Raw genomic sequence first — 25,891 nt, 5'->3', positions numbered from 1 at the left:
TAAAAGCCGTGATGGAGTGCACCGGCCTGGCCCGCTCAACCGTTTATAAATTTATTGCAGAAGACCGCTTTCCAAAGCCGGTGAAGCTGGGTACACGGATGGTGGCTTGGGTGGAGGAGGAGATACAGAAGTGGATACTAGAGCGAATTAGTGAGCGTGATTTATAGAGCGCATGGGATGTAGTTATTCTGATAGTTAATACAGCATGGTTAACATTTGTGGCGTTGTGTGTATTTAATGTTTCATGATATCTTGTCGGTAAAAACATCGTCGAAATGGAGTTCACTAATGAGCTGGATGCATACTGGCAAAGTTCAGGCTTTTAATTACAGTGGTTTAGATAAAAATCTTGCGCAGGAGCACGGTATCCGTTTACCGCCTCAGTATCTAAACAATCACTGGCAGTTGACGCATCAGGCACTGTTGATGCTTGCCAGTCTCAATGATTACGATCAGCAGCAAGTGATGAAAGAAATCGACTATGTCACCCGATACCCCAGTTCTACTTATTCAACAAAGCACAGCTTGAACCCGTTCCGGCGTATCTATCGCACGCGTTATCCATTTCGCAGTTATCACTACTTGTTGGAGTACACAACAAACGGAGCTGGTCAGGTTGTTATCGATGACATTTATTTCGACAGAAACGTGCTGGGTACTAAGAACAACATAGCCAACGAGAGAACCACACTGTACAACGTGAGCCGTGAAAGCAACGCTAACTATACTGGCCCAACACCCCGTGATGGCATTAAAACGCTTACCGGTGCATGGATAGCCAGAGAAGCCGTACCTCATGTACAGACTGAGCATGCCGCCGTTAATGGCATGCAAAATGAGCTTAATAAAGCGGCTTGGTTAATGGGCGTACACGCGCAGGCGGCGTATAGCGCAGATGGTATCAAAGGTTACACACTGTTCCATAATCCAAGCGATGGTTGGAAATTAGACCTTGCCGAGTGCATGTTTGATAAACTGAGCAGAACCAAATCGCACAATGCCCAACATCTGGCCGCGATACTGGCGCATGCTCAAAAAAGTGGTAAAGCGATCAAGTGGGTAGCGCACAGCCAGGGCGCTATTATATTGAATGCGGCGTTACTGCATTATCGGGCAAACTACGGCGGTAGATTAACGACCCAGCAGTTGGCTCTGCATGGCAGCGGTGCAAATGTCGAGAAACTATCGCAACTTGCCGCTGGGCTGGGGATGAAAATAGTCGCAGTTAGGAATAACCCGTTTGATCTAGTGCCTAATCTTGCTGGTGGAAACGATTTATCGGCCAGCAGTTTATGCCGAAGCATAAGGTTTTGTGGCTTGGTGTTCGGCAAAGATTCCGAACCTGGTGTTAGCCCACATACGTTACCGTACCTGGGTATTGAAACTTACAAAGAGCAATTACGTATGTTTGGCAATCATAAAAAGGCGGCACAGGTGCAGCGTTACATTAACAAACACGTTGGCAACAGCTAATGCAGCTACTGAGAAATTGGTGGCGGGGCTTTGCCGGCGGTCCGGATTTTAGCAAATTGCATAAACTCACGCTTAGGCTGGAGGAGTACCGGCTGGAGTTGATGCTGCCTTACTCAAACATTGTCTCGCAAGAGCAACCAAAACAGATTAATTTTCCGTTCCGGGCGCAAGGTTGGTTTGAAGCAAATGCTCAGCAAGACTGGCATCACTACGGAGTGCATGTGCATACCGAAGGCTGGTGCTACCTCGCACCCGTTGTACGGTTCGACGGCGGCGAGTATGGCGTGCTTTGGCTGCAGCTGAAAATCAAAAAAGTACCTGATACCGTTAATGCATTAAACAGAAATGAGTTGGCGCAGCAAGTAACCGATGAATACGATGCGCACTACAACTCCGAAGATATTGGGCCTGAAGGCAACGGCCAGGGTTTGGGTTGGAATACGCAGCAGAGAAAGAAATTGGAAGTAGAGGCGGAAGAAGCCGCATCACGCGGAGCTACAGGTCGAAAAGATAGACTGGAAGAGCATGTTCGCTTGCAAATCCAGAATTTCGGTTTTCCTCCGTTAAAGCCGGCACAAGTTATCTCAATGCATGGGTTTGATTGGGTGTTTTATCAGGAGCGAAGAGGGGAGAGGATTACCCGCACAGAGCACTATTGCCTGCCTCTGGATAAGCGTTACTATCTGGCACTGAGTTTTAAGCATCAGGTAGATGTTTCAAGCGAAAAGTCTTGGCAACGGCATGCAGAGAAAGCACAGCTTAATATCATTAAAAGTCTGCGGCTGCATGTTGGGACTGAGTTGGAGAATTTGCTGCTTCAGAATATTGAAGGTGTAAGGTAGTTCTTTGATTAGTGAGAGGCTGCTGGAATTTTGTTTATTGGGGTTGAATATAGAATGCTTTGGATGTCATATGTTATTGAGTTGATAGCAGTGAGAATCGTTTCATCATGCCTTAGATCTCAAGGGATTAGGGCTTTTTATTTGTCTGTAAAACGGATACATTGTAGTTATTAATAAATTTTTCAAGGAAAAAGGATGTTAACAGAACAAGTTTTCACTGTAAGGACCGATTACACGATTAACTACACTACAAAGAATCCTGTACCGATACCTGATATCATTACATCTTTGAAAAATATAGAAAAGCTGCTTCATCGCACTCCTGCATTCATCGAAAAAGCTTATTCAGGAATCAAAGTTGTAGAAGTTATTGTCTATGTGGATTCTCTTCAGGCTGGAAGCTTAAAAGAGAAATTCATCATTGATTACGTCTTTAAAGGCCAAGCCAATTACGACAAAGCAAAGGAGGTGTTTGACCATATGGTGAAGGATAACACTGCCGTTAGAACCGTCGTAGCGCTAGGAATTGGAGGCTTAATAACCTATGGCGTTATGCAAGCTCTAGGGTCTTCTAATCCGTCGACTCATGTAGCTGCTTACAATAATACGATTATCAACGTTGGTGCCGATGCCAAGCTATCTGGTGAGGACCTTGCATTGATTTTGAGCGCCGTCAAAGATAAAAAGCAATTGGCAGAGCAAGCTATTGGTGTAGTCAGACCGGCAAAAACTGACCCTGCTTCAACAATCGAAATGCAGGGCATCAACGAACTGACAATTGATAAAAATTATATTCGCGACACACCAGACGAATATGTAGCACCACTACCTGATGAGAAAGACGAAAAGTACAGTGACATTGCGTTGGTAATTTATGCGAGTGACCGGGAAAAGTCAGACTCGACCTGGGCTGGAACTATTCCGGGGTTAATCGACAAACGTACTAGGTTTGTTTTGGCTGATGGTGTTGAACCCGAAAAGCTGCACGGTAAAACTCGTATCTATGCAAATGTTACTGTAACGAGCAGATACAACAGGGTGAAGCGCAAATACGAACCAAAAATTGTTACTATTCATAGCTATAGTGATTCCTAGTAATAGCTAGGGTGTGTTGCAAAGCCAGTAAAGCTGGCAACTCGAATTGGCTATGTTTTACAGTAGGTTTAGCAGAGTAATAACTCGTGATTTAGGTTCTCCAACCTTCCTAAGGGAGTGATAAATTCTTCTCTTCACTGGACGATTTAAGTATGCGTCGTGCCTTGCCTCTTGTACTGATAAGTATTTCGAATAATTATTATGAACGTAACCTGCAGGGGTGGTAAATGAATAATGCATGGACGAGCAACAATTTACATACCAAGACTCCGATTAATAGGCGGTGATTTTGGTGACATTACCATCAAAACTGTCCCTTAAACGTCGTATTCGAGCGCTCGGCCTTGTGCTGCAACGCTGTAACGTTGATATCACGACGCTTATAGGAACTATCTTGCGGGGTTGGTGCGACCTGTCGTTCCCAGGTCTTCCTGAGCCGCCGCTACCGTATTCGCCGTCTTTGTCTGTTGAATCGGAAGTGTCAGAATTCGTTGCCCTTCTTGATCAGATAGGATTTCTTGATGCCACATACTGGCTCAGTTCCTCCTATGCGATTCTTGCCGAAGATAGCTACCGCAAAAAGATGGCGATGTTTTTCACGCCTGTATCGCTGACAGATGGACTACTTAACGACTTAGCTGATCAGGGTACTGACTTTGGAAGCCAGTCGTTTATGGATCCAGCATGTGGAGGAGCAGCTTTCCTTGCGCCGATTGCACTACGAATGCGAACTGCGTTGTTGGCTAGAGGGTTTGCACCTCGAAAGATCCTGATTCACATAGAGGAGCACCTTCATGGTACTGATTTAGACACGACTTTGTGTGAGCTTTCCAAACACTTTCTTTGTATGGCCCTACACGATGACATCCTAAAGACTGGCTACGTTCCTAATTTTGATGTTTATCAGGCAAACTCGCTAACTGACCTTGTTTACCAAATGGGCAAGATCGATGTTGTAGTCTGCAACCCACCATATCGCAAAATGACAGCGGAGGAGCTAAAGCCTTTGCGGACTGAATATGCAGATGTGATTGACGCTCAACCTAATCTTTACTGTTTGTTCATTACTCTTTGTATACGTCTATTGCGAGACGGTGGTCGTGCTGCACTTGTGACGCCAACTAGCTTCCTTTCTGGACAGTATTTTAGTCGATTACGCAAGTTTTTGGTTAACAACACAGATATTGAGCATGTAGGTATGGTTAGTGATAGACAAGGTGTATTTATGGATGTGGAACAAGAAACCGCATTGAGTGTATTACGTCGTCGGGTTGAAGGAGACCGTGCACATGCGTGTGCCAGCGTCTCAGTCGTCTCTGCCACGGGCCAGTACAAAAGCGTAGGTGAGTGTGTGCTGCCGAATTATGGTTTAACTTGGCCAATTCCGCGCTCTGTTGAAGACGTAGCCCTTGTTAGGAAACTTGGTTCTTCCAAATTCAGATTATCCGACTATGGTTATCGAGTACGCGTCGGTGCCTACGTCTGGAACCGTGACAAACGACCGAAATTCGAGTCACTCGAGGATGCAAAACGAGCTAAGGCCTGCTCGGTTGTTCCTTTGATATGGTCGCGTGATATTTCCTCTCGTGGTGTTGTTCAAATAGAGAAAGATTCCAAGTGGAACGTCGAGCACCGTTTTATTGATCTTGGTATGAAAAGCCGCTCATCGTTGGTGGAATCACCTTGTGTAGTATTACAGCGCGTAACCTCAAATGATCAACCGAGTCGTCTTGTTGCTGCCACAGTACCTCAATATATATTTGATATATATGGTGGGTTTGTTGGTGAAAATCATGTTGTCATCATCGAGCAAGTGGTTGAGCAGCCCGTACTTTCTCCAACGAACTTGGCTGAGCTTCTCAGTACTTATACCGTGGATCGTTACTTTCGATGCATTTCTGGCGCGACAAATGTTTCTGCTTTCGAGCTGAATCAACTCGCATTACCAGATCCGGCTACCCTTTGTAGGGCTTTGACTGATGTCAATACATGGGATGAGGCTGTTGATAAAGCCTACCAAATCGTGTTAGAGACTAAGTAGGTATGGAGGGCCATTTTTAAATGCGTGACTTTAAGTCGCTAGCTCAACGACTAGTGGATCAATCACAATCCCGAGCTGCACTAGCCGAACGTGTGCGGAAGATCAGAGCACGTCAAACTGGTATCTCGCGAAATCAACCGAAGCTAAAAGCTGAAGAATCTCCTTCTTCACAACCACCTACTGAGCAAAGCATGCAACATGCTCAAAACCAAGTTCGTGCTGGCAGTGCCAAAATAAAACTCCAAGTCAGAGCTACGAATGAAACAACAACTCCGCAACCATGGACGATTGACCTCGTAAATACTGTATTAAAAGCAGTAGAGCAAAGATGTATAACTCTCTGTTTGGTCTGGCCATCTAAACTAACGTCATTACCCCTGTTCCATGCTATGGCCAATCTTGAACGCCAGTTTGCTAAGGACCTGCGCGGATTTCGAACTCTATTCTATCCCGCTACCCACGCATGTCGCGGATCTCTTCATGGTATCCTGGTAGATAAAATACAGCTGAGTAATTTGTATAGGTCGCTATGGAAAGTTTATGATGGTTCTACAATTGAATTAAGTAGTACTTCGTCGGAGGCTTTCACTGCTGCACTAGGGGCTGTTAATGATATTAGAATCCAACATCCTGAACTACCAAATCCTTCCCTAGCAGAGCTTGTCCCGACCTTTGTATTTGATCCAGTGCAGCAGGAATGGACTACACCGGTTACTAGCCCGCTTGAGCGCACGCTTTCAAAAGTTGAGCGTCTCGCAAATCGACGAATTCTACGCGAAAAAGTCAGCACTGAATGGGGCATACCTAATAAAGCCCCGGCTGCTCTAATGGCTTTACATCATTCAGCAAAAAAGAGAGGGTGGAGAAATGCGCTCAAATCTTCAGCATTGAAGAGCCCTGGTCAACCTGAAATTCTGTTATTTGACGCAACAGACGCTGCAGCAAAAACAAACTATTCAGCAGTCAAGCGCATACCTGATTACTTACTCTTCGCACGCGAGAATGGTCTATCAGATAGTGGTGCTGTCATCGTAACAGACGACCCGGCGACTTTCTTCAACTTTCGAAAGCAGCTTTATGAATCCAAGCTGGATTTCACTACAAAAGTACGGGTAGCAGAAGCGGATGATGTTCTATTTTCTGCTTATCCTGTGGCTTCAAATTGGACGCCGGCTCAACGTAGCAATTCGAACTTCAGTGTAAAAATTGTGGATCGAGATGCATCTCAGCTTGCGCTGAAGTTTCAGAGTCTGATGGCCTCTGCGGGAGATGAAGATACTCCTGCACATAAGGCTTTACTGCAAGCTTTTCTATATGTACTTCGCTTGTCAAATATGCCGGCAGGCTATACGGATCTTACTTCATCAGGATCAGATGCCGAAGATGACGACAACTACAACCATACTCGGAATGCTTGGACACCAATAAAGCTAGCGCTTAATGCTACGCTAGCTTCAGGGGTATTAAATGAGGTCCGGGAGGCAGTTGAACATGCAATACAACGAGCTGACAAACTTATTGATGACTGGAATGATGCAACGCCCATAGCTGCACGCTTGCTTGCTGAAATAAAAAAACGGCGAAGATCAAACAATAAAGGTATTTCGTTAGTGTTGCCAAATGATCGTTATATATCGTTTGCACGTCGTTTCCTCCAACGAAAATTTGGGGGCGATTGGCCAATAGTCGAGCCAGATATTGAATGGCACACCTTGCCAGCCGTTGCTAAGACACTTACCTGTGATAGTACAAGTAAACACTTCGTATTTCTTGGGGTAAACCCGAATGTAGTCCGTGTTCTATTGACTCATCCAAGAATGCCACATGGCACGGCAGTACTGGTTGCATATCGACAGGCTGAGTCCACACTAAAGACGTTGAAATATATGAAGGAGGTCGATGAATTCAAGGCCTACAAAGGTCGCATTGGATTGTTGGCTCAAGAACTCGAACGACGACTGGCCGAAGTTCCAAACCCGATCGCCATTAACAAGCTCCGTGAAATGCCAATGACGTTTCAGTTCGAGGAGAAAGGCTGTCAAAATGACGATTCTGAATACTATACGTTTGAGTTGGAAAGTGGTAACCGGACATATGCCGCTGGCTGGGTCTATCGTTATGTGCCTGAAGAAGACCCGGTATTTCGTAGAGCGGCAGCAAGTGCGATTCAGCCTGGCGACTTCATTTTCGAAATGAGCGACGAGTTAAGAAATAAGCTAGAGTTGTCACTGCATTTGAACGATGAAGGTATCAGTTCGGTGGTAAATCCAGTACGCATGCTACTCAAGCTATACCATGACGATGTTCAAAGGCGCTGTGAATTACTGTTTAAGTCCTCCAAACGATCCTCTTTGGCTCGTGAAATATACGCAAGGATGGTTGAGCTCGATCCTCAGGCAGCAGAGTGCCGACCAGGACGTGTTTACTATTGGTTGGCACTATCTACGAAAAACGATTCTCGTCCTCACGCATCTAGAGATAGCAAGTATTTCAAAATATTCTGTAAAGCATTAGGTATTAGTGACGATACTGCGGAGCAACATTGGAGTTTTATACAGAATGCTAGGCGTCTGAATCAATCTCTAGGACGAGAGCTAGTTGCTCGGTACGCTGAGATACTTTTCCAGCCGGAGAGTGCATCAATTTACCGTAAGGTCTCCGAAGATGTTCTATTGGAGCTTCGACAAGACGCGCTCAGTTGCGTTTTCAGAGTCGAAGGGATTAAACCGCCTTCGACTCGAATGGCTAAAAGCAAGAAGGAATCGAAAAGTGCCTATTCTTAGTAAAAACCCACGAGAAATTCATCCCGCCTATAAGGAAGCAGTAGTCGATAGCTTACTTAATGGGCTGTCTGCGCGCTTGGCTGGTCGAAAAGATTTCTATAAGGTTATTTACGGTGCCAAGCCTAGTACAGCACTGATGTCGGAATTCATTGTGCCGATGCCAACTGAAGAGCGAGGTGGAGACGAGGAGGCGGATCCCATTCGTATTAGTGCGCACGGTATGGACTTCCAAGTTCGCTCTTCAGCCATGGGCACAACACTAGGTGTCTCATTAACTGGCGCTGTATATCTACGCATTATGCCAACTGAGGACGAAGTGAAGCCTGGAGGACGATTGGAAGCAATATTCCCGTTGACGAAAGAGGCTCGCATTGATATCCGCAGCAAAGTCAAGGATGCACTGGACAAGCTTGTTGCTGAGTTGCCAGGCGGCAAAAAGCACCCAGAGTGGGCAGCGAAGAGTTACCTGGCTCGTAAGATGGTTTATGAATCCATTGGGCTGCCATTCGATAACCAGTTGGACCGTTCACCTGCCGAAGATGTTCTGGGAGCAGAGAGGGCAGAAGGTTACTTTGATGAGGTCATCGAGGACGGCGAAGCCCGCTCAGTTCAAGAAGTTGCTGTTGGGGTGGACATGCCAGATATCTTAGTTGAAAAGATCCCTCCACCGCCCAAGTGGCTCCGGTTGGAGCTATCGTTGCCCTCATTCGAGTTTACGCCATTGACTGCCCAGGCGGATGCCAAAAAGGCTACTGAATTGCTGAATGAGGCTATAGCAAAGCAGATCGCGGACTGGACAGAAAGCTCAGACCTACAAACAGGTGGCAAGTTGTGGGGATATCGGCGTAGTCAAATCTGGCCATCCGATGTGCGCGATTGGAAAAGCTACCTAGAACGGGTCAGAGTATCTGACCTACCTGTAATCATTCCTCAGATGGAGTTGCGCTGGGTCGTCCATGCGGTGCAGGATCCAGTTGATGCGACACGCGTGACAGTCCATATTGCATTGGAAAATTGGACAGCTCCGCTCACGAAAGCCAACTTTAAAGAGTTGGAACCTTCGTTCTTTCAAGTCTCTGTTACCGCGGAGGTGCCTGCAGTTGACCACCAGTTCCTGCACCTGGATCGAGTGAAACCGTCCTACCGTTATAACCAATATCTCAAGTATCCCGCGTTGGGGTTTAACGGCGGCGTCACTTTGACTGTTGATGGTGAACAGCATCGATTAACCTCCACGTGGACGCCGCGCTATGTCCTGCCAAGAATCATCCCAACAGATGGCGCTGTAGAGCTCAACATCAAGAAACTATCGTTACCCAACTGTCTTAATGGCTTGAAACCGCTCGTTACAGCTTACGAGGAATGGCTAAGCAAGGTCGAGATGCATCCTGTAGATCAAGGCTTAGATGGCCCGAATGCTGCTGAGCATATGGCGGCAGAAAAGGAGAAGCTTCGCCTGGACCTCAAGGCATGGCGCTGTGAACTGAGTGCCATTAACTGTGGTATACAAATACTCGAAAAATCGCGTGCGAATTGGAGTGGTCCTGGAGTACAAAAGTCGCCACTTGGCATTCCTTTCGAAGCGTGGGTTTCGATGAACGCAGCCATGACAAAAGTAGGGAAATCAAAAGGGTATGACGAGTGGCGATTATTCCAGCTTGCCTTTATCCTAGCATCTATTCCAACGTTTGCGACTCGTATACCCGAGTTTCATTGCTTCTACACACCCGAGGTTGCCGAGGACGCGAACTCGGTCACGCTACTTTACTTTTCTACAGGCGGTGGAAAATCTGAGGCTTTTTTAGGTTTGCTTACATTTGTATTGTTTCTCGACCGATTAAGGGGGAAGCTCAGGGGCGTCTCGGCTCTAATGCGTTATCCGTTGCGACTTCTCACTCTGCAACAAGCGCGTCGCACTTTTGCTACGATGGGGGCGGCTGAGGAGATCAGGCACCTCCGTAATCATCCTGGTGAGCCTTTTTCACTTGGGTTTTGGGTGGGGGGCAGCAACACACCAAACTGGCACTCTGAAGATGGATACAATGAAGTACCTGTCGACGACAAAGTCATGCCAGATGCTGAGTCTGAGCATAAGGACGTCCAGCCCTACAAGAGTGCTCGTGAACGTTGGTTAAAACTGTCTTCGTGCCCGTTTTGTGGTAACAAGGACGGTGGCGTTCTGGCACTTCGTCGTCAATCAGGCACCAATACGATGGGACATTACTGTACCGCTCAAAAAGATAAGTGCTCTTGGAATGCCCGGTTTGTTAAACCGACGCCACTGCCATTCTACATTGTAGACGAAGACATATATGACCTGGCTCCCTCCGTTCTTTTGGGCACTGTTGATAAACTCGCTGCCATCGGTCAGTCGCAAGGGACCATACGCAAATTTTTCGGCATGTTTGGCTTTGCTCCATTAATGGAGGCTAGCAGTGAACGTTTGTTCATCCCTATGAAAGCTAAGGATTGGGATGGCAATCCCGGGGCGATTACCCGTGCACTGTTTCCATCATTTGCTTCTGGCGAAAAGAGGTTTTTCGACCCATATCCAGCTTTGCTTATTCAGGACGAGGCCCACTTACTTGATGAGTCTCTAGGGACTTTTTCGGGCTTGTTCGAGTCTGCGTTGGAGGCCGCATTTGACCAACTTGCGCCGCTACTTGAAGGCCACCTTTCGTATGAGCCGGAATCAACTGTGCGTCGGAAAATCAAGGTTATTGCTGCGTCAGCTACGGTCAGCGAACCTCAGCGCCAGATGAGTAATCTCTACCAGCGTAATAGCACGGTCCAATTCCCACATCCGGGGCATACGCTATACGGATCTTTCTACGCGACACCCCTGCAGCCTGATGCTACTCCAGACGACACTGAACGTCTAGCTATCCCTTTTAGTGAAGTCGAGCTGCGTAGTCACTGGGGCCGCGTGTATGCCTCGATCCTGACTAATGGGCACCGTCACACCGTAGCTATGGCCTCAGTACTAGGGCATTACCACGTAATGCTCACTGGGCTTTACGAGCGGCTCCGTAGTGAGGACCCAAGAAATATTGATGCTGCACGCGCCGAGTTGATTCAATGGGTGTCAAGTGGTCCGCTACAGTCACAGTTTGCTCGGCTTTTAGCTAGTGCAGACGATGCGACATTGCTTACGTTGGTAGACCTACACCGCATCGCCCTGACCTATGTCACCAACAAGAAAGGTGGTGATCAGGTAATTGATACGGAAAAAATCCAATTCGAGAAGCTTCACCAAGCTGAGGGGTATGCTGATCAGTCTTTAAACTCAGAACTGATCTCAGGAGCTGTGTCAGCTGCCAATATTCAGGACATTGTTCGGCGGGCTGAGAGCCGTGTTGGAGTTAATATGCAATTCCCTGATCTCAACGAAACTCTGCGGTCCGTCATCGCTACCTCGGCCATCTCGCACGGGGTGGATGTTGAGGAGTTCAACGCGATGTTTTTTGCAGGTATCCCATCGGATATTGCGGAGTACATCCAGGCATCGTCTCGTGTGGGGCGAACACATGTTGGCTTCTCGCTGCTGGTACCTGTCCCTCAGAGGTATCGAGATAGGTTCGTTTTGGAGATTCATGACATCTTTCATCGATTCTTAGAGCGAATGATTTTGCCAGCCGCAGTTGACCGATGGGCCGAGAAGGCGCTGGTGCGTGTGATGCCAAGCTTTTTCCAGCAGTACGTATGTGGGATTAATGCGATCGAGCGTCTGTGCGTGGCAGACGACGACAAAAAACACAAAAGTCCCACGTTTGCTATGGCGCCTGATGTACGTGACTTTATCGAGATACCAGCCAATATGAAGGCTACCGAATTATTTATGGAGAAGGCTCTCGGTCTGTCTTACTCACTTTCACCTGAAGGAAAGAGCTACTACCATTCATTGCTTAAAGAGCAGCTCACTCAATACCGGCAGGATCTAGGCGTCGATAAGCTGGTGAATGGTACTCGCTTGGTCCAGTTCTTTGCCGCGCGTAACAGTCTACATAGGCCGATGACGTCACTACGTGATGTGGACCAACCCGGCCTCATTCATGAGTCGGGCACTGATGCGTCATATAAACGTGTGAGTGATGGAATGACAGCTCGGGTTATGAATTTCATTCGGCGAGGCTCCGGGGCCGATATCGACTCTACGGATAATGATACAGAAGTGCGAAGCTAAGGGAGAAGTAAGATGGTCAAAGCCAAAACAATGAACAGGTCTCGCAACCAACTTGCAACAGCCTACTCTCCAGAAAGCTTCTTCACCTTTGAAGGCGGGGTCGGGGCATGTATCGCTCACTCTTCAGCCGGTGAGTTTATAGAGCTGCCGGATCCGACCTTGGACCTAATCTTCGAGCGGATGAACGAGCTTGGACGTGCTTGGTTCAACGCAGCCTCATCTGGGCGCATTGGTGAGCCTAAGAAACCAATATTGCCGGCGCAGTGCGTCGATCAAGCTCTGCTGGACCCTACAAGGACGGAGTTCCAGCTGCCAGGTCAGGAGCGCTTTTATTTATGTCGACCCTCACACATGGAGTACACGCCGGCACCACTTACGTTCGTGTGCCGCACTTGTGGGATGTTCCAGGACTATGAAACTATTGCTGAGCTTGATAAAAACCTCGAAAAACTTACATCCAAACATTGCCCTAATCCAAAGAAAGCTGGCCAATGTGACTGGGAACAGCTTGATGTTATCTTTGTGCATTGGTCAGGCCGTTGGGAGGCGGCTTTCCCAGGGCAATGGCATTGGAACGACCGTGAAGCTAAAGTTGTCAAGCGCCGTGATAACTGTGTGTGCGGAAGTTACCAATTCAAGTTGAATCGGCGCTCCGCTGGCATTGGTGATTGGTTCTTCGAGTGCGCTGCATGTGACAAGCCGCTTTCTCAAAAGTGGTTGCAGAACGACCGTGATACTCTAAGAATTCTTGGTCCGGCTATGGGACCGGATCGACTGACAGATGTTCGGATGCAGGCGACGCCTTATCGTGCGTCGAGTGCGTACTATGTAAGGTCGGATTTGTTCATTGATTTTAAGGATGGTAGCAAACAGCTACTGACCCGGCTGCGGCCAGGAAGAGAGGCGGAGCTGAAGGATTTTGTGGCCAAACAGTATGGGTTTTCTACTCAGCCGTTCACGGACGAGGATGTGCAGAGGGGGTGTGAGGGCAAGGTGGAATGTGCCAAGGATCTAGCTGACTATCTAGCCGCTTCAGAACACATTCGAGTAGTTGAGTCGCAGTTAGAAAATTGCTCGACAGAGCTACGCACAACGATGAGCGGGTTTCTGGATCTTGCATACAACAATCGTCAGCGAATACTTGATGATCTGCGTCAAAGGCAGATTCTGCTGCCTAAGGTTGACCTTCCAAAAGCGGTTCTTTCGAATCTTGAGAATAGACAATCGATGTTCGCATCCAAGTTCGACCCTTTCCGCTTGGCGGTTGAACATGCGGCACTGAAGGTTACGCGTTTAGATGTAGAAACTCGAGCTCATGGCAAAAAGCCATATGTGTCTTTCACTAGGCTTGATGAAGACTTAGCGCCGGAAGACAAAGAGAATACTGACCAGGTGCAGACTTTAACGAGCTCATTACTCGACAAACTTGGTCTTGAGGACATGGGTTTAATTCGGGAGTTCGACCTATGTCGCTTTAGCTTCGGCTATACACGTATGGAGTCGACGCCCATCCTGCGACAAAAACGAGGCATTGATATGCCCGTGCGTCTCAATTTATTCCCACCAGTGAAACAGAACGGAAGGACGCGATATCCTATCTACGTAGTGCAACAGAGTAATGAAGCCTTGTATGTGCGTCTAAAAGAAGAGCTCGTACTTGAATGGCTAAGTGGTCTGAAGTGCTCAGATATGTTCACGCTGAACGACGGTGAGAAGATTGGGGCGGGAATATTGGGAGTGGCGCAGTCGATGAATCCATTCTTGGATAAATTGCCTCAGACTACGACTCCGCCGGTTTACTTTTACTTGTACACCTTACTACATAGCTATTCGCACTTAATGATGAAGCATGTGTCTGAGTATTCCGGTCTAGATCTTGGGTCGTTGGGTGAGTATATCTTCCCAGCTGACCTGGCTTTTGTCATCTATCGCAACGGCACGACTATGGATTTAGGTAACCTGTCCTCACTCTGGCGTAATTCAGGAACAGCAATGTTGACATCAATGCTGAGTTCAAAGGCAACTCAATGTGGTACGGGGTCTTTGTGTACAGTGCGAGGCGGTGCCTGCCCCGATTGCGTGATGATGCCGGAGACTTCCTGTATTGCTAGCAATAAGCTTCTATCGCGATCGGTTCTACGGTCCATTGGCGGGGCAGCTCGCTTTGACAAACGAGGAGTGCCGATTGACGGTTATCTAGATATAGCTGCAAGGTAACCACATATCTATCAGTTTTAAAACTAACTGCATCTGGTCAAACTGTTTTGTCCGATTTATGGTAAAGACAGTTTGATGGAGTCTTTATTTGATACTGAGGATTAACTGAGAATTCAAAACTTGGCTGGTCACGCTCGAACGTTCACTTTCGACCATGGATGGAGCGAGATAGCTCAAACTGAGCCGCCCTGTTGAAGTAAACGTCGTCAAGCTCAAGCTTGAATGATAATTGCCAGATGTTCTGATAACTTGTTCAACGCGTCTTTCCGCTCATCAAAATAATCATGCTGATTGTAAATCCCCTCAACGCCCCTCAGCTTGTGATTTAAGCAACGCTCGGCCACATGGCCAGGCACACCCAGTTGCGCCAGCAGGGTGCGGCAGGTGCGGCGTAGGTCGTGCACGGTGAAGTGTGCGATGTCGCCCATTTTGTTAGGTGGTTGTTTCTTTTTGCCGGCCTCGTGGCCAAACAGCTTGGTGATGGCCCGGTTCAGGGTATCTGGGCCCATAAACGGGCGCTTGCTGCTGCGTCGGTTAGGAAACACATAGGGCGAGCCTGCTGCCCTGATCTGCAATTCTTTTAACCAGGTGATGCACAGCTCCGGCAATGGGATACGAATGCCCACGCCCGATTTGCTGCGCTCCTTTGGTAAATCCCAAATTCCCGCCTCTAGATCTATCTCTTGCCAACTGGCTTCTGTGAGCTCGCTTTTACGCACACCCAGTGTGACTAAAAGGGCGCAGGCCAGGTAATTCTCTCTGGCAAAACTATCTTTATTCTCCCGAAATACTTCAAACACCCGTGTCAGTTCTTCAATACTCAGCGCCCGATCTTTGCTTTGCTCCACGCCACCGGCATCGCTGACGTTAAACGCACTGGCAGGGTTGGCACCCACCACATCAAGTTTTATGGCATGGTTAAACAGCCGCTTTAAATACAGCAGGGCGTCATTGGCGATGGTGGGGCGGCCCGAATCGGTGATGCTTTCGATGATGCGCTGGATATCTCGTGCAACCACTTTGTTGGGCGCTGCGGTGCCAATATGTGGTGCAATGTCTTTACGGTACACCCGCTCTGGGATGTTGGGATGCTTCAGTCGTTTTACATTGCCCTTATGCCAGTCGGCAAACAGGTCATCGACGGTTTGCAATTGATGCTGCTTGGCACGTTGTTTTAGAAATAGTGGGTCGACCTTTTCTACCACAATATGTTTCTTTTGCATCACGGCTTCGGCACGCGCTTCCGCCAGTGACATATTGGCACATTGGCCTAATGTCATTTCCCGTCGTTTACCGTTGGCGGTGTAACGCAGAAACCAAAATGGCTTTCCTGATTTGGGTACTGTTAGGTACAGGCCATCGCCATCAGCGAACCTGCCTGGTTCGCCTTTGATTAAGGATTCAACTTTCTTCGCGGTAAGACTACCCATATCCCCTCCCAGAACAACAGCTTAGCTAATGGTTGTTTTACCCACCACTAGGTGTCTGAGATATTCTAGCATACCCACCGATTTACCCACCAGTTATACTTGGATTTCGGTGGGTAAAGGTGGATGTGCATGGACTAGGGTTGCTTGTAAGTCTATGAATTTATATGATTACTGTATCTTCGCGGATGCCGATAGACGTTATTCAATATTCTGGATCTGTTCCCGCATCTGCTCAATTAGCACCTTAAGCTCCACCGCAGCATTGGTGATCTCGGTGCTGATGGATTTGGACGACAGGGTATTGGCCTCGCGGTTGAATTCCTGCATCATAAAATCTAAGCGCCGGCCGCAGGCACCGCCTTTTTTTAAGGTATGGCGGCTTTCTTTGATGTGCGCATCCAGCCGGTCCAGCTCTTCGGCCACATCGGACTTTTGTGCCAAAAAGGCCATCTCCTGCTCCAGCCGGCTTTGATCCAGTTCGCTTTGAATGTCTTTTAACCGGTTGGTGATGCGATCGCGCTGCCACTGCATGGCGACGGGTAAATGAGCGCGCACGGTCGCAACATGTTCAGTGATTTGGCTTAAACGACTTTCAATCAGTGCTGCCATGGCAGCGCCTTCACGGGCACGGCTGGCGATAAAGTCGTCCAGAGCAATCTGAAAGCCGGCCAGCAGCTCACTTTGCACAGCATCCAGATCGGCTTGTGGTGTGTCCATTACACCTGGCCAGCGCATTACATCCATAATGTTGAGCTGAGCACCACTGGCCTGGCTTTGCAGCGCATTGGCGTGGTTGATCAGTTGACTGGCCAAAGCTTCGTTGATGCGAAGCTCGGTGACGGCTTCGTTGGCACTGTAACGCAGGCTGACTTCGATCTTTCCGCGTTGCAGTTGCTGGCGCAGAGTTTCGCGTAATTTGGTTTCCAAGCTGCGAAATTGCTCGGGCAGGCGGAAAAAGGTTTCCAGATAGCGTTGATTGACCGAGCGGATTTCCCATTGGGCGCTGCCCCAGTTGGCTTGAATTTCGTGACGGGCAAAGGCGGTCATGCTGTGGATCATGGGCTGGTTTCCAATTGGATCTGAAAACGCCAGTATATACCCAAGCAACCTCAAGATGCGAGCTTCCGGGTTGCCAGATCCCTTCAATGTCAGACTATGAAGCCATTGTTGGCAACTATGGGCTGCATCCAGATGTCAGCTAACGTGCAACTTGACCGGCATTCGGTATAATAGCGCCACGACTTATCGACGATTACATCCAGCAGGAGAGATGCCATGCGTCCCAGCGGCCGAACCGCCAGCCAGATCCGCCCTTTAACTTTCACCCGTCAATTTACTGCGCATGCCGAAGGCTCGGTGCTGGTGGAGTTTGGCCACACCAAGGTCATTTGCACTGCCAGTGTGGTGGAGGGAGTACCGCGTTTTATGAAAGGCCAGGGCAAAGGTTGGATCACCGCCGAGTACGGCATGTTGCCCCGTGCTACCCATACCCGCAATGATCGCGAAGCGGCCCGTGGCAAGCAAAGCGGCCGTACCATGGAAATTCAACGCCTGATTGGCCGGGCTTTGCGCACTGCGGTCGATTTGAAACTGTTGGGTGAAAATACCATCACCATCGATTGCGATGTGATCCAGGCTGATGGCGGCACCCGCACCGCTTCTATTTCCGGCGCGTGCGTGGCGCTGGTTGATGCGCTGAATTGTATGCGGGCCAAAGGCGTGATCAAAACCAACCCATTGAAATACATGGTCGCTGCCGTATCGGTGGGCGTGTTTAAAGGCACTGCGGTGGCCGACCTGGATTACGACGAAGACTCCAACGCCGAAACTGATATGAATGTGGTGATGACCGAGACCGGCAAGATCATTGAAGTGCAGGGCACAGCGGAAACCGAGCCGTTCAGTTTTGATGAAATGCAGGAAATGATGGAACTGGCACGCCATGCCATTCGCGATATCGTGGATGAGCAAAAGCGGGTGCTGGCGTAAGGGGGCAGTATGAAAGACTTTCAACGTGATTTTATTGAGTTTGCGCTGTCGCGTCAGGTGCTCAAGTTTGGTCAGTTTACGCTGAAATCAGGTCGGATTAGCCCCTATTTTTTTAATGCCGGCTTGTTTAATACCGGTGGCGATTTGGCGAAGTTAGGCCGTTTTTATGCCGCGGCACTGCAGGACAGTGGCATTGAGTTTGATCTGCTGTTTGGCCCGGCCTACAAAGGCATTCCGATTGCCACCACCACAGCGGTGGCGCTGGCCGATCACTACCAGCGCGATCTGCCGTACTGCTTTAACCGCAAAGAAGCCAAAACCCATGGCGAAGGCGGCAGTCTGGTCGGCGCCCCTTTGCAGGGCCGGGTGATGCTGGTAGACGATGTCATCACCGCCGGTACCGCTATTCGTGAGTCGATGCAGATCATCGCCTCGGCTGGTGCGACCTTAACGGGCGTGCTGATTGCGCTGGATCGGCAGGAGCGCGGCAAGGCCGAGCTGTCGGCGATTCAGGAAGTAGAGCGCGATTTTAATACCCAAGTGATTTCCATCATTAACCTGACTGACTTGATCCGTTACCTGGCCGATCAGCCGCAAATGGCAGAGCATCTGGCTGCGGTGCAGGCCTATCGCGCTGAATACGGTGTGATGTAAGCGGTTGTTTGTAGTGTCATCCGGTTTTCATGTGGCCGCTATAGACTAAGCCACAGTAAAGCATCACACTTTGTGCTGGCAGTACCATGCCAGCTGTTTTCTGCACCGGCTTCAAGGAGCACTTCCCTGTGCCCTTTCAGCCTGCGCGGCATCCATGCCGCTGTTACGAAAACGCAGCCATGGCTCTGCGCCTGGCCCGGTATTTTCATTCAGAAGGGGAAGCCATGCAAAAACCAAATGGCCAGGGCCTTGGCCGGGTGCTAAAAGCGGCCAAATGCTCGATGCAGGGCTTTGCTGCTACCTGGCGCCATGAAGCCGCCTTTCGCCAGGAAGCAGTGCTGGCGATGCTATCGGTGCCATTGGCCGCCTGGCTGGCGCCAAGCTTTCAGCAGTTTGTATTGTTGATTGGCGTTTGGTGCCTGGTATTGATTGTCGAGCTGCTGAACTCGGCGATTGAAACCCTGACCGACAGAGTCAGCCTGGAGCGGCATGAGTTATCCGGTCGGGCCAAAGATATGGGGTCGGCGGCGGTATTTTTAAGCCTGGTGTTGGTGGCTTTGGTGTGGGGCAGTGCGCTCTACAGCCGATTTTTGAGCTGACACTTAGGCTTAATCTCTGGCCTTAGTGTCAGCTTTTTCTCTTAATTAGCTGCGCCCGGAGTGGCCAAAACCACCTTCGCCACGCGCGCTTTCGTCAAAACTTTCCACCAGATTAAACTCCGCCTGCACCACGGGCATAAATACCAGCTGCGCCATGCGCTCGCCGGGCTCTATGGTGAAACTGCTGTGACCGCGGTTCCATACTGACACCATTAGCTGGCCCTGATAATCCGAGTCGATCAGACCAACCAGATTGCCAAGTACGATGCCATGCTTATGACCAAGGCCCGAGCGTGGCAGAATAGTGGCGCACAGGTTGGCATCGCCAATATGGATGGCAAGGCCAGTTGGGATCAGCTCAGTCTGGCCTGGCTCCAGGGTGATGGCACTATCCAGTAAGGCGCGCAGATCAAGGCCGGCAGAGCCAGGAGTGGCGTAGGCCGGCAGCGGAAATTCGCTGCCAATGCGCGGGTCGAGAATTTTCAAATCAATGGCTTTTTTCATAGTCAGTTCGTTTCGGTCCGTTAACGTAAAGGCTGTTGGTGCTGAATGCGCTGGGTTATAAGTTCCAAAATGGCGGCTGCCAGCGCGGTTTTCGGTTGCCGTGGCAAAGCGAGCTCTCCGTCTTGCCAGTAGGCTGTGATGGCATTATCTTCACTGTGAAAGCCTTGCTCTGGTTTGGAGACATCGTTGGCACAAATCAGATCCAGTTTCTTGCGCTGCAGTTTATCCTTGGCGTAACTGGCCAGGTTTTCTGTTTCTGCGGCAAAGCCGACGGTAAATGGGCGCTGGTATTTCAGAGCGGCTACATCGGCAATGATATCCGGATTTTTGACCAGCGTCAGCGTCAGCTCGTTGCTGCTGGTCTTTTTCATTTTCTGCCCGGCGACCTCTGCCACACGGTAATCAGCGACAGCGGCGCAGCCAATAAAAATATCGGCCGCATTGGCACGCTGAAGCACTGCCGCGTGCATTTGCTGCGCCGATTGCACATCAATGCGCTCCACCCCGGCTGGGGTGGCCAGATTGACCGGCCCGGTTACCAGCTGCACCTTAGCACCGGCTTTGACGGCCGCTTCGGCCAGCGCAAAACCCATCTTGCCGGAACTGTGGTTGCTTAAAAAGCGTACCGGATCGATGGCTTCACGGGTTGGGCCGGCGGTAATCAGTAGGGTCTTGCCGCTAAGCGCTGGCAGCCTGGGGCTCTGTAGTTGCTCCAGTGCCGCGACCAGCTCCAGCGGCTCCAGCATCCGACCCGGGCCCACATCGCCACAAGCCTGTTCACCTGCCGCTGGGCCTGCAATGTGAAAATTTCGTTCTTTGAGTGTTGCTATGTTGTGCTTTGTTGCGCTATTTTTATACATCTGTTGGTTCATAGCGGGCGCGACCAGCACCGGAGCCGCGCTTGCCAGCACACAGGTGGTCAGTAAGTCGTTGGCCAGGCCGTGGGCCAGCCGGGCAATCAGATCGGCACTGGCTGGCGCTATCAGAATGCAGCTGGCCCATTTTGCCAGCTCGATATGGCCCATCGCCGCTTCCGCAGCCGGGTCCAGCAGGCTGGAGCTGACCGGGTTGCCAGATAAGGCCTGCAAGGTGAGCGGGGTAATAAAGTGGCTGCCGCCTTCGGTCAGGATCACCCGTACTTCAGCACCGCGCTCTTTTAAGCGTCGGATCAAATCGGCACTTTTATAGGCTGCTATGCCGCCGCTGATGCCCAGTAAGATCCGCTGACCGCTGAGGGTTGTTTGCATGCTGTGATGTCCATTGCCTGAAACTGGGCTAAAGATAGCATGAAATGCTTACAGACTTCAGCTGCAACCTACGCATTTAATACAGGGAGGTACCATGGCAATCAGGGATTGGCCTGCCGAAGAGCGGCCCAGAGAAAAGTTGTTGCAACGTGGGGCTGCTGCCTTATCGGATGCCGAATTACTGGCGATCTTTTTGCGCACCGGCTTGCCGGGCATGTCGGCCGTGGAACTGGCGCGCAGCTTACTGGCCGACTTTGGTTCGCTGAAAACGCTGATGCAAGCGCCGCTGCCGCGCTTTTGTGAAGGTAAGGGGTTGGGCATGGCCAAGTATGTGCAACTGCAGGCGGTGATGGAGTTAAGTCAGCGCTGCCTGCAACAAAGCTTGCAACACGAAGCCGTTTTTACCGAACCCTCGTTGGTGAAGCGCTATTTAAGCCAGCAACTGGCCAGGGAAAGCCGCGAGGTATTCCAGGTGCTTTATCTGGATAATCAGCACCGGCTGCTTAAATCCGAGCCGCTGTTTTACGGCACCATTGATGCCTCGCCGGTGTATCCACGGGTGGTGGTGCAGCAGGCACTGAAGTACAATGCCGCTGCCCTGATCCTGGCACACAACCATCCCTCCGGCGTGGCCGAGCCGAGCCAGGCGGATCGCAGCATTACCAGCCGGATCCAGCAAGCCTTGCAGCTGGTGGATATACGGGTGCTGGATCATTTGGTGGTTGGCGATGGCGAGGTGGTTTCCTTCGCGGAGCGTGGTTGGATCTAGCCGGATCCTGATTCGGATCTGCGATCGTACTAAATTGCTGCAAACGAGCGGTTCGCGGATGAATTTGCTTGAATTCGGACCACCTTTCGTGTATAAATTGCGCCCTCTTACGTTTTCAGAGCCGCCTTCCTTGGCCAGAAGGCAGATAAAACGCTCGAGCAAGCAGTTATTTTTTGGAGAGATACGACATGTCAAAAGTATGCCAAGTGACCGGCAAGCGACCTATTACTGGTAATAACAGGTCTCATGCCAACAACGCAACCAAGCGCCGTTTCCTGCCGAACCTGCAAACGCATCGTTTCTGGGTTGAAAGTGAAAATCGTTTCGTCAAACTGCGCCTGTCTACCAAAGGCATGCGTATTATTGATAAGAATGGCATCGATTCAGTTTTGGCTGATCTGCGTGCCAAAGGTCTGAAAGTTTAAGGATTACGACGATGCGCGATAAAATTCGTTTAGTATCATCTGCAGGCACTGGTTTCTTCTATACCACCACGAAGAACAAGCGCACCATGCCTGAAAAGATGGAAATCAAAAAGTTTGATCCTAAAGTGCGCAAGCACGTGATTTTCAAAGAAGCGAAAATCAAGTAATCAAACGTTCTGAAAGAACCCGGCCTGGCCGGGTTTTTTTCTGCCTGCAATTTGTCGCTGTTAGCTGAAGTCTGTGCTGCTGTGGTAGACTTTTCGTCATTCACTGTGATGCAGGGCTTTCTCATGCTGCCAAAACTTTCCCGTCGGGCCTGGAACAACGTACTGATCTTTGCGGTGTTGTTGCTGATGTTTTTGCTGTATGGCACACCGCAGCGGCTGGCGGATTTAAAGCATCGCAGTACCAGTTTGCTGGGCGATCAGCAGTTGCTTAGCATCGAATTTTCCAGTGTGCGCATCAGTCGTTCGCCGCAAGGTTGGCAGCTGGCACCGGCCCGGCCGGATCTGCAGCCTTTGGTCGATCGCACCCTAGCCATCTGGCAGCAGCAGCTGCTGGCCGATGGCGAGCGCAGCGTGTCTCCGCTGCCGGAGCCATTAACTCAGGCTCAGCTGGTGCTGGCTGGCCAGGGCGAGCCGATGATCTGGGTGCTGTCTTTGTCGGACCAACAGTTTTACCTAAGCCCTTCCCATCGTCGTTTGTATTACCCGGTATCGGCAGCCGAAGCTGAGCTGCTGTTTCCGGCGGAGTTTCGTTGATGCCAGAATTACCTGAAGTCGAAGTATCCTGCCTTGGTATTCGTCCCCATCTGGCTGGGCAAATGCTACGGCATGTGGTGGTGCGTCAGCGTCAGCTGCGCTGGCCGGTGCCGGATGAAGTGATGGCGTTAAAAGATGAGCCCATTCAGGCGGTATCGCGTCGGGCCAAGTACCTGCTGATTGAGCTGGCTGAAGGCAGCGTCTTGCTGCATCTTGGCATGTCGGGCCACTTAAAGGTGCTGCCACAGGGCACGCCTGCCGGCAAACACGATCATGTCGATTTTGTGCTCGGTAGCGGTCAGCTGCTGCGATTGAACGATACCCGTCGTTTTGGCGCCGTGCTCTGGCAAAGTGTTGGCGAAGCGCACGCACTGCTGAGTCAGCTAGGGCCTGAGCCGTTAACCGAGGCCTTTAACACTGAGCTTTTGTGGCAACAATGCCAGAAACGTGGCAGTGCCATGAAGCTGGTGCTGATGGACAACAAAGTAGTGGTTGGGGTCGGCAATATCTACGCCAATGAAGCTTTGTTCAAAGCCGGCATCTTGCCAACCCGCCCGGCTAAGTCCTTGTCGGTCACTGAATGCGAGCGGCTGGTGCAAGAGGTGAAACAAACGTTGGCGCAAGCCATTGCTCAGGGTGGTACGACTTTGCGGGACTTTAGCCAGTCCGATGGTAAGCCAGGCTATTTTAAGCAGGAGCTGTTGGTGTATGGTCGGGGCGCTCAGCCTTGTGTACGCTGTGGTGAGCTGCTGCAGGAAATTCGGTTAGGTCAGCGTAGTACGGTGTTTTGCCAAAGCTGCCAGCTGTGAGTTAAAAACGGCGTTTGGCCATGGCGCGAAACTGCCAGCTATCCAGCCCCTGCTCGCTGCGCAGCGGTTTGGCCAAATCCAGATGCACCATGGTGCCGCGGCTGGAGTATTTCGACAACAAGCGCACGCCGCCGCCAACGCCAAACAACAATTGATCGCTGGCTTCACTGCTTTGCCAGGGATCGTCCCAGGCCCGGCCAGCATCGACAAAGCCAGCAAAACCAACATCAAACAATCGTAAAATGGACCAGGGCGTGTAATAACGGTATTCGCCACTGGCCACCCACAGTTTCTGGCCTCGTTGAAAGTACAGTGGATAGGCCCGCATGCCATTATCACCACCCAGTTGCCGCAGTTCATCCCGGTACAGCTCCCGCCCAAGCTCTAAGTGAAAGCGGGCTGCCAGGCTGCTTTGTGCTGTCAGATGATGTACCAGCAGCCAATGTGTGCTGAGCTCGCCGCGTGATGGCTCGCCGGATTGCCACTGCTGCTTGAGGTGGTGTTCGCTCAATAGCCAGCTGCCCGGCTTTAGGGTCCAGTTTTTCTCCAGCCGGCTGCTCAGCTGCCAGCCATTGGCATCAGCGCCCAGCCAGTCGGCGAGGCGCGACAGCTGCAGGGTAAACTGCCAGCCGAAGTTGATGTCTTCGGTACGGTTAAACTGATTGATTTGATACAGCTTTTGGTAATCCGATTGCAGCCATTGGTACTCCAGCCAGAGTGCCGATAAGTCCCGATCCAGCGGCAAACCATTTTGGGTATCGACGTTGTTGGCAAATTGCTGGTCATGCAGTCGGAAGCCGAGCAGCAGGCGCTGTGCGCTATAGGTGCTGGCGACCAAGCTAAAACCCAGATAGCTTTGCAGCCATTGCCGTTTGCTATCATAGCGGTTGCTTTCTTCCCCGCGTTGATACTCGCGCAACTCTTCTTTCTTTTTTTGCAGCTCAAAACCCATGGCCCAGGGCGAGCTGATCCGGTAAAAGGGCCGCTCAACCGCCAGCAGATAGCTTTCACCATCGGAGTTATCCGCATATTGCAGCGCGCTGCTCCAGTGACTGCCAAACATATTGGGCGAAGCAAAACTAAGCAGATAACCAGTACGTTCGCTGTCTTTGGCGTAATCCAGTTGCAGCTGATTGCCGGTACCCAGCAGGTTATCCTCGGCGATACCAATGGAGTACTCGGAAGCACCACCTTCGTGTTTGAAGTCAATTTTTGGCAGCAGTGACCAGTTATCCCAGCTTTGCACCAACACATCCACCTGATGGGTTTCGCTGCAGTAATGAGTGATACTGATTTTAGCTTCACGCAGATAACGCCGGCTACGCAGCAAGCGCTCGGTTTCTTCCAGCTCGGCCAGGCTCAGCCGGTCACCTTCGGCAAATAACAAGTCCTGTTGCAGCGTTTCTTCCCGGGTAATCATATGGGTTTTATTGGCAAAACGATGCAACCAGAAGGTACCAGGCTCGTCCAAATCGAATACATTGTCTGCTTCGAACGAAATGGAGCGGATACGAATGTCGCCCTGCTCAGGCAGGGCATCTGTATTTTCCAGCAACTGGCAGTCGCTGGCCTGCACCGCAGTACTAAGCAGGCAAACACCGCCAAGCAGCATCAAGCCACGCATGCTAGCCCCCTTGCAGACTTAGGGGCTGATATCGGCATCGTCGCCAGCTTTATCTGCTTTGGCCGAAACAATAGTGATAGGAAAAGGCGCAGTTTCGCTGCCGGCATACAAGGAACGGTGTGGAAATGGAATTTCAATACCGGCGGCATCAAATGCATTTTTTACCTCTTCCTGCAGGCTGTTGCGTAAGTCGCGAAAGTTTTCACGCTTGGTCCAGACGGAAAACTGAATGTTCAAACTGGAATCACCAAAGCCATTGAACACAAAGAGAGGCGATGGTTCGTCCAGACAGAGTGGATTGGCATCTGCCACGGCTATCAGCAACTCCCGCACCTGTTTGATACTTTCTTTATAGGCGACACCTATCTGTAAATCAAAGCGTCTGATAGGAAAGCGGGTCATATTGGTCATCTGGGACTTGATCAGGCTTTCATTGGGGATGCGGA

Annotated in this window: 22 protein-coding genes; 16 read left to right on the top strand and 6 right to left on the bottom strand. The window is 50.3% G+C overall.

Features of this window, described 5'->3' with window-relative positions:
- The 8 genes from JJU14_RS12835 to JJU14_RS12800 form a co-directional block, all read left to right on the top strand.
- A partial coding sequence (locus JJU14_RS12835; protein ID WP_228614088.1) for an AlpA family transcriptional regulator occupies window positions 1-167 on the top strand: 167 nt, incomplete at its 5' end.
- A 121-nt stretch (window positions 168-288) separates the two neighbouring features.
- Window positions 289-1,473 (top strand): hypothetical protein, encoded by a 1,185-nt coding sequence (locus tag JJU14_RS12830; protein WP_228614087.1) that lies wholly within the window; start codon window positions 289-291, stop codon window positions 1,471-1,473.
- Window positions 1,473-2,315 carry a hypothetical protein gene (locus tag JJU14_RS12825; RefSeq protein ID WP_228614086.1) on the top strand — a complete coding sequence of 281 codons (843 nt, stop codon included), beginning with the start codon at window positions 1,473-1,475 and terminating at the stop codon, window positions 2,313-2,315. The genes JJU14_RS12830 and JJU14_RS12825 overlap by 1 nt, the downstream gene beginning before the upstream one ends.
- Window positions 2,316-2,510: 195 nt before the next feature.
- On the top strand, window positions 2,511-3,410 hold the full coding sequence (locus tag JJU14_RS12820) for a hypothetical protein (RefSeq protein ID WP_228614085.1): 900 nt from the start codon (window positions 2,511-2,513) through the stop codon (window positions 3,408-3,410).
- Between the two features lie 292 nt (window positions 3,411-3,702).
- Complete coding sequence (locus JJU14_RS12815; RefSeq protein ID WP_228614084.1) at window positions 3,703-5,451, top strand: N-6 DNA methylase; 1,749 nt, start codon at window positions 3,703-3,705, stop codon at window positions 5,449-5,451.
- A gap of 20 nt (window positions 5,452-5,471) precedes the next feature.
- The gene (locus JJU14_RS12810; protein ID WP_228614083.1) at window positions 5,472-8,234 is read left to right on the top strand and encodes a hypothetical protein; all 2,763 of its coding nucleotides are present in this window, start codon (window positions 5,472-5,474) and stop codon (window positions 8,232-8,234) included.
- Window positions 8,116-12,417 carry a DEAD/DEAH box helicase gene (locus tag JJU14_RS12805; protein ID WP_228614082.1) on the top strand — a complete coding sequence of 1,434 codons (4,302 nt, stop codon included), beginning with the start codon at window positions 8,116-8,118 and terminating at the stop codon, window positions 12,415-12,417. Before JJU14_RS12810 ends, JJU14_RS12805 begins: the two co-directional genes overlap by 119 nt.
- A 12-nt stretch (window positions 12,418-12,429) precedes the next feature.
- Window positions 12,430-14,634: a hypothetical protein gene (locus JJU14_RS12800; protein ID WP_228614081.1), complete on the top strand. Its 2,205-nt coding sequence runs from the start codon at window positions 12,430-12,432 to the stop codon at window positions 14,632-14,634.
- A 212-nt stretch (window positions 14,635-14,846) separates the two neighbouring features.
- Here the strand turns inward: JJU14_RS12800 and JJU14_RS12795 are convergent, their stop codons facing one another.
- Together JJU14_RS12795 and JJU14_RS12790 are read right to left on the bottom strand one after the other, a co-directional pair.
- Window positions 14,847-16,064 (bottom strand): site-specific integrase, encoded by a 1,218-nt coding sequence (locus JJU14_RS12795; protein ID WP_228614080.1) that lies wholly within the window; start codon window positions 16,062-16,064, stop codon window positions 14,847-14,849.
- A 198-nt stretch (window positions 16,065-16,262) separates the two neighbouring features.
- The gene (locus tag JJU14_RS12790) at window positions 16,263-17,123 is read right to left on the bottom strand and encodes a YicC/YloC family endoribonuclease (RefSeq protein WP_228614079.1); all 861 of its coding nucleotides are present in this window, start codon (window positions 17,121-17,123) and stop codon (window positions 16,263-16,265) included.
- Between the two features lie 216 nt (window positions 17,124-17,339).
- Between JJU14_RS12790 and rph the strand changes: the two genes are divergently transcribed.
- The 3 genes from rph (at window position 17,340) to JJU14_RS12775 (ending at window position 19,306) form a co-directional block, all read left to right on the top strand.
- Window positions 17,340-18,053: a ribonuclease PH gene (rph, locus tag JJU14_RS12785; protein WP_228614078.1), complete on the top strand. Its 714-nt coding sequence runs from the start codon at window positions 17,340-17,342 to the stop codon at window positions 18,051-18,053.
- Between the two features lie 9 nt (window positions 18,054-18,062).
- Window positions 18,063-18,707 (top strand): orotate phosphoribosyltransferase, encoded by a 645-nt coding sequence (pyrE, locus tag JJU14_RS12780; RefSeq protein WP_228614077.1) that lies wholly within the window; start codon window positions 18,063-18,065, stop codon window positions 18,705-18,707.
- 224 nt (window positions 18,708-18,931) lie between these two features.
- Window positions 18,932-19,306, top strand: a complete 375-nt coding sequence (locus tag JJU14_RS12775; RefSeq protein WP_228614076.1) for a diacylglycerol kinase — start codon at window positions 18,932-18,934, stop codon at window positions 19,304-19,306.
- A gap of 45 nt (window positions 19,307-19,351) precedes the next feature.
- On the opposite strand, the gene dut is transcribed toward JJU14_RS12775, so the two are convergent.
- Together dut and coaBC are read right to left on the bottom strand one after the other, a co-directional pair.
- Complete coding sequence (gene dut, locus JJU14_RS12770) at window positions 19,352-19,810, bottom strand: dUTP diphosphatase (protein ID WP_228614075.1); 459 nt, start codon at window positions 19,808-19,810, stop codon at window positions 19,352-19,354.
- 20 nt (window positions 19,811-19,830) lie between these two features.
- Entirely contained in the window at window positions 19,831-21,057 is a 1,227-nt protein-coding gene (gene coaBC / locus JJU14_RS12765; protein WP_228614074.1) for a bifunctional phosphopantothenoylcysteine decarboxylase/phosphopantothenate--cysteine ligase CoaBC, read from the bottom strand.
- A gap of 94 nt (window positions 21,058-21,151) precedes the next feature.
- On the opposite strand from coaBC, the gene radC reads away from it, so the two are divergent.
- From radC to mutM, 5 genes are all read left to right on the top strand, one after another.
- On the top strand, window positions 21,152-21,826 hold the full coding sequence (gene radC, locus JJU14_RS12760; protein ID WP_228614073.1) for a DNA repair protein RadC: 675 nt from the start codon (window positions 21,152-21,154) through the stop codon (window positions 21,824-21,826).
- Window positions 21,827-22,014: 188 nt separating this feature from the next.
- Window positions 22,015-22,251 (top strand): 50S ribosomal protein L28, encoded by a 237-nt coding sequence (gene rpmB, locus JJU14_RS12755; protein ID WP_091339331.1) that lies wholly within the window; start codon window positions 22,015-22,017, stop codon window positions 22,249-22,251.
- A gap of 11 nt (window positions 22,252-22,262) precedes the next feature.
- Window positions 22,263-22,418 carry a 50S ribosomal protein L33 gene (gene rpmG / locus JJU14_RS12750; protein WP_008219722.1) on the top strand — a complete coding sequence of 52 codons (156 nt, stop codon included), beginning with the start codon at window positions 22,263-22,265 and terminating at the stop codon, window positions 22,416-22,418.
- Window positions 22,419-22,541: 123 nt separating this feature from the next.
- On the top strand, window positions 22,542-23,012 hold the full coding sequence (locus JJU14_RS12745; protein WP_228614072.1) for a hypothetical protein: 471 nt from the start codon (window positions 22,542-22,544) through the stop codon (window positions 23,010-23,012).
- The gene (gene mutM, locus JJU14_RS12740) at window positions 23,012-23,821 is read left to right on the top strand and encodes a bifunctional DNA-formamidopyrimidine glycosylase/DNA-(apurinic or apyrimidinic site) lyase (RefSeq protein WP_228614071.1); all 810 of its coding nucleotides are present in this window, start codon (window positions 23,012-23,014) and stop codon (window positions 23,819-23,821) included. The genes JJU14_RS12745 and mutM overlap by 1 nt, the downstream gene beginning before the upstream one ends.
- Before the next feature lies 1 nt (window position 23,822).
- On the opposite strand, the gene JJU14_RS12735 is transcribed toward mutM, so the two are convergent.
- Both JJU14_RS12735 and JJU14_RS12730 read right to left on the bottom strand, forming a co-directional pair.
- Window positions 23,823-25,445: a BamA/TamA family outer membrane protein gene (locus JJU14_RS12735; RefSeq protein WP_228614070.1), complete on the bottom strand. Its 1,623-nt coding sequence runs from the start codon at window positions 25,443-25,445 to the stop codon at window positions 23,823-23,825.
- A gap of 18 nt (window positions 25,446-25,463) precedes the next feature.
- Window positions 25,464-25,891, bottom strand: a 428-nt coding sequence (locus tag JJU14_RS12730) for a mechanosensitive ion channel family protein (protein WP_228614069.1), incomplete at its 5' end; no start/stop codon positions are given.

It is taken from the genome of Alkalimonas sp., from assembly GCF_020831925.1.
Classification (GTDB): domain Bacteria; phylum Pseudomonadota; class Gammaproteobacteria; order Enterobacterales; family Alteromonadaceae; genus Alkalimonas.
This window is presented reverse-complemented; position numbering and strand designations above follow the sequence as displayed.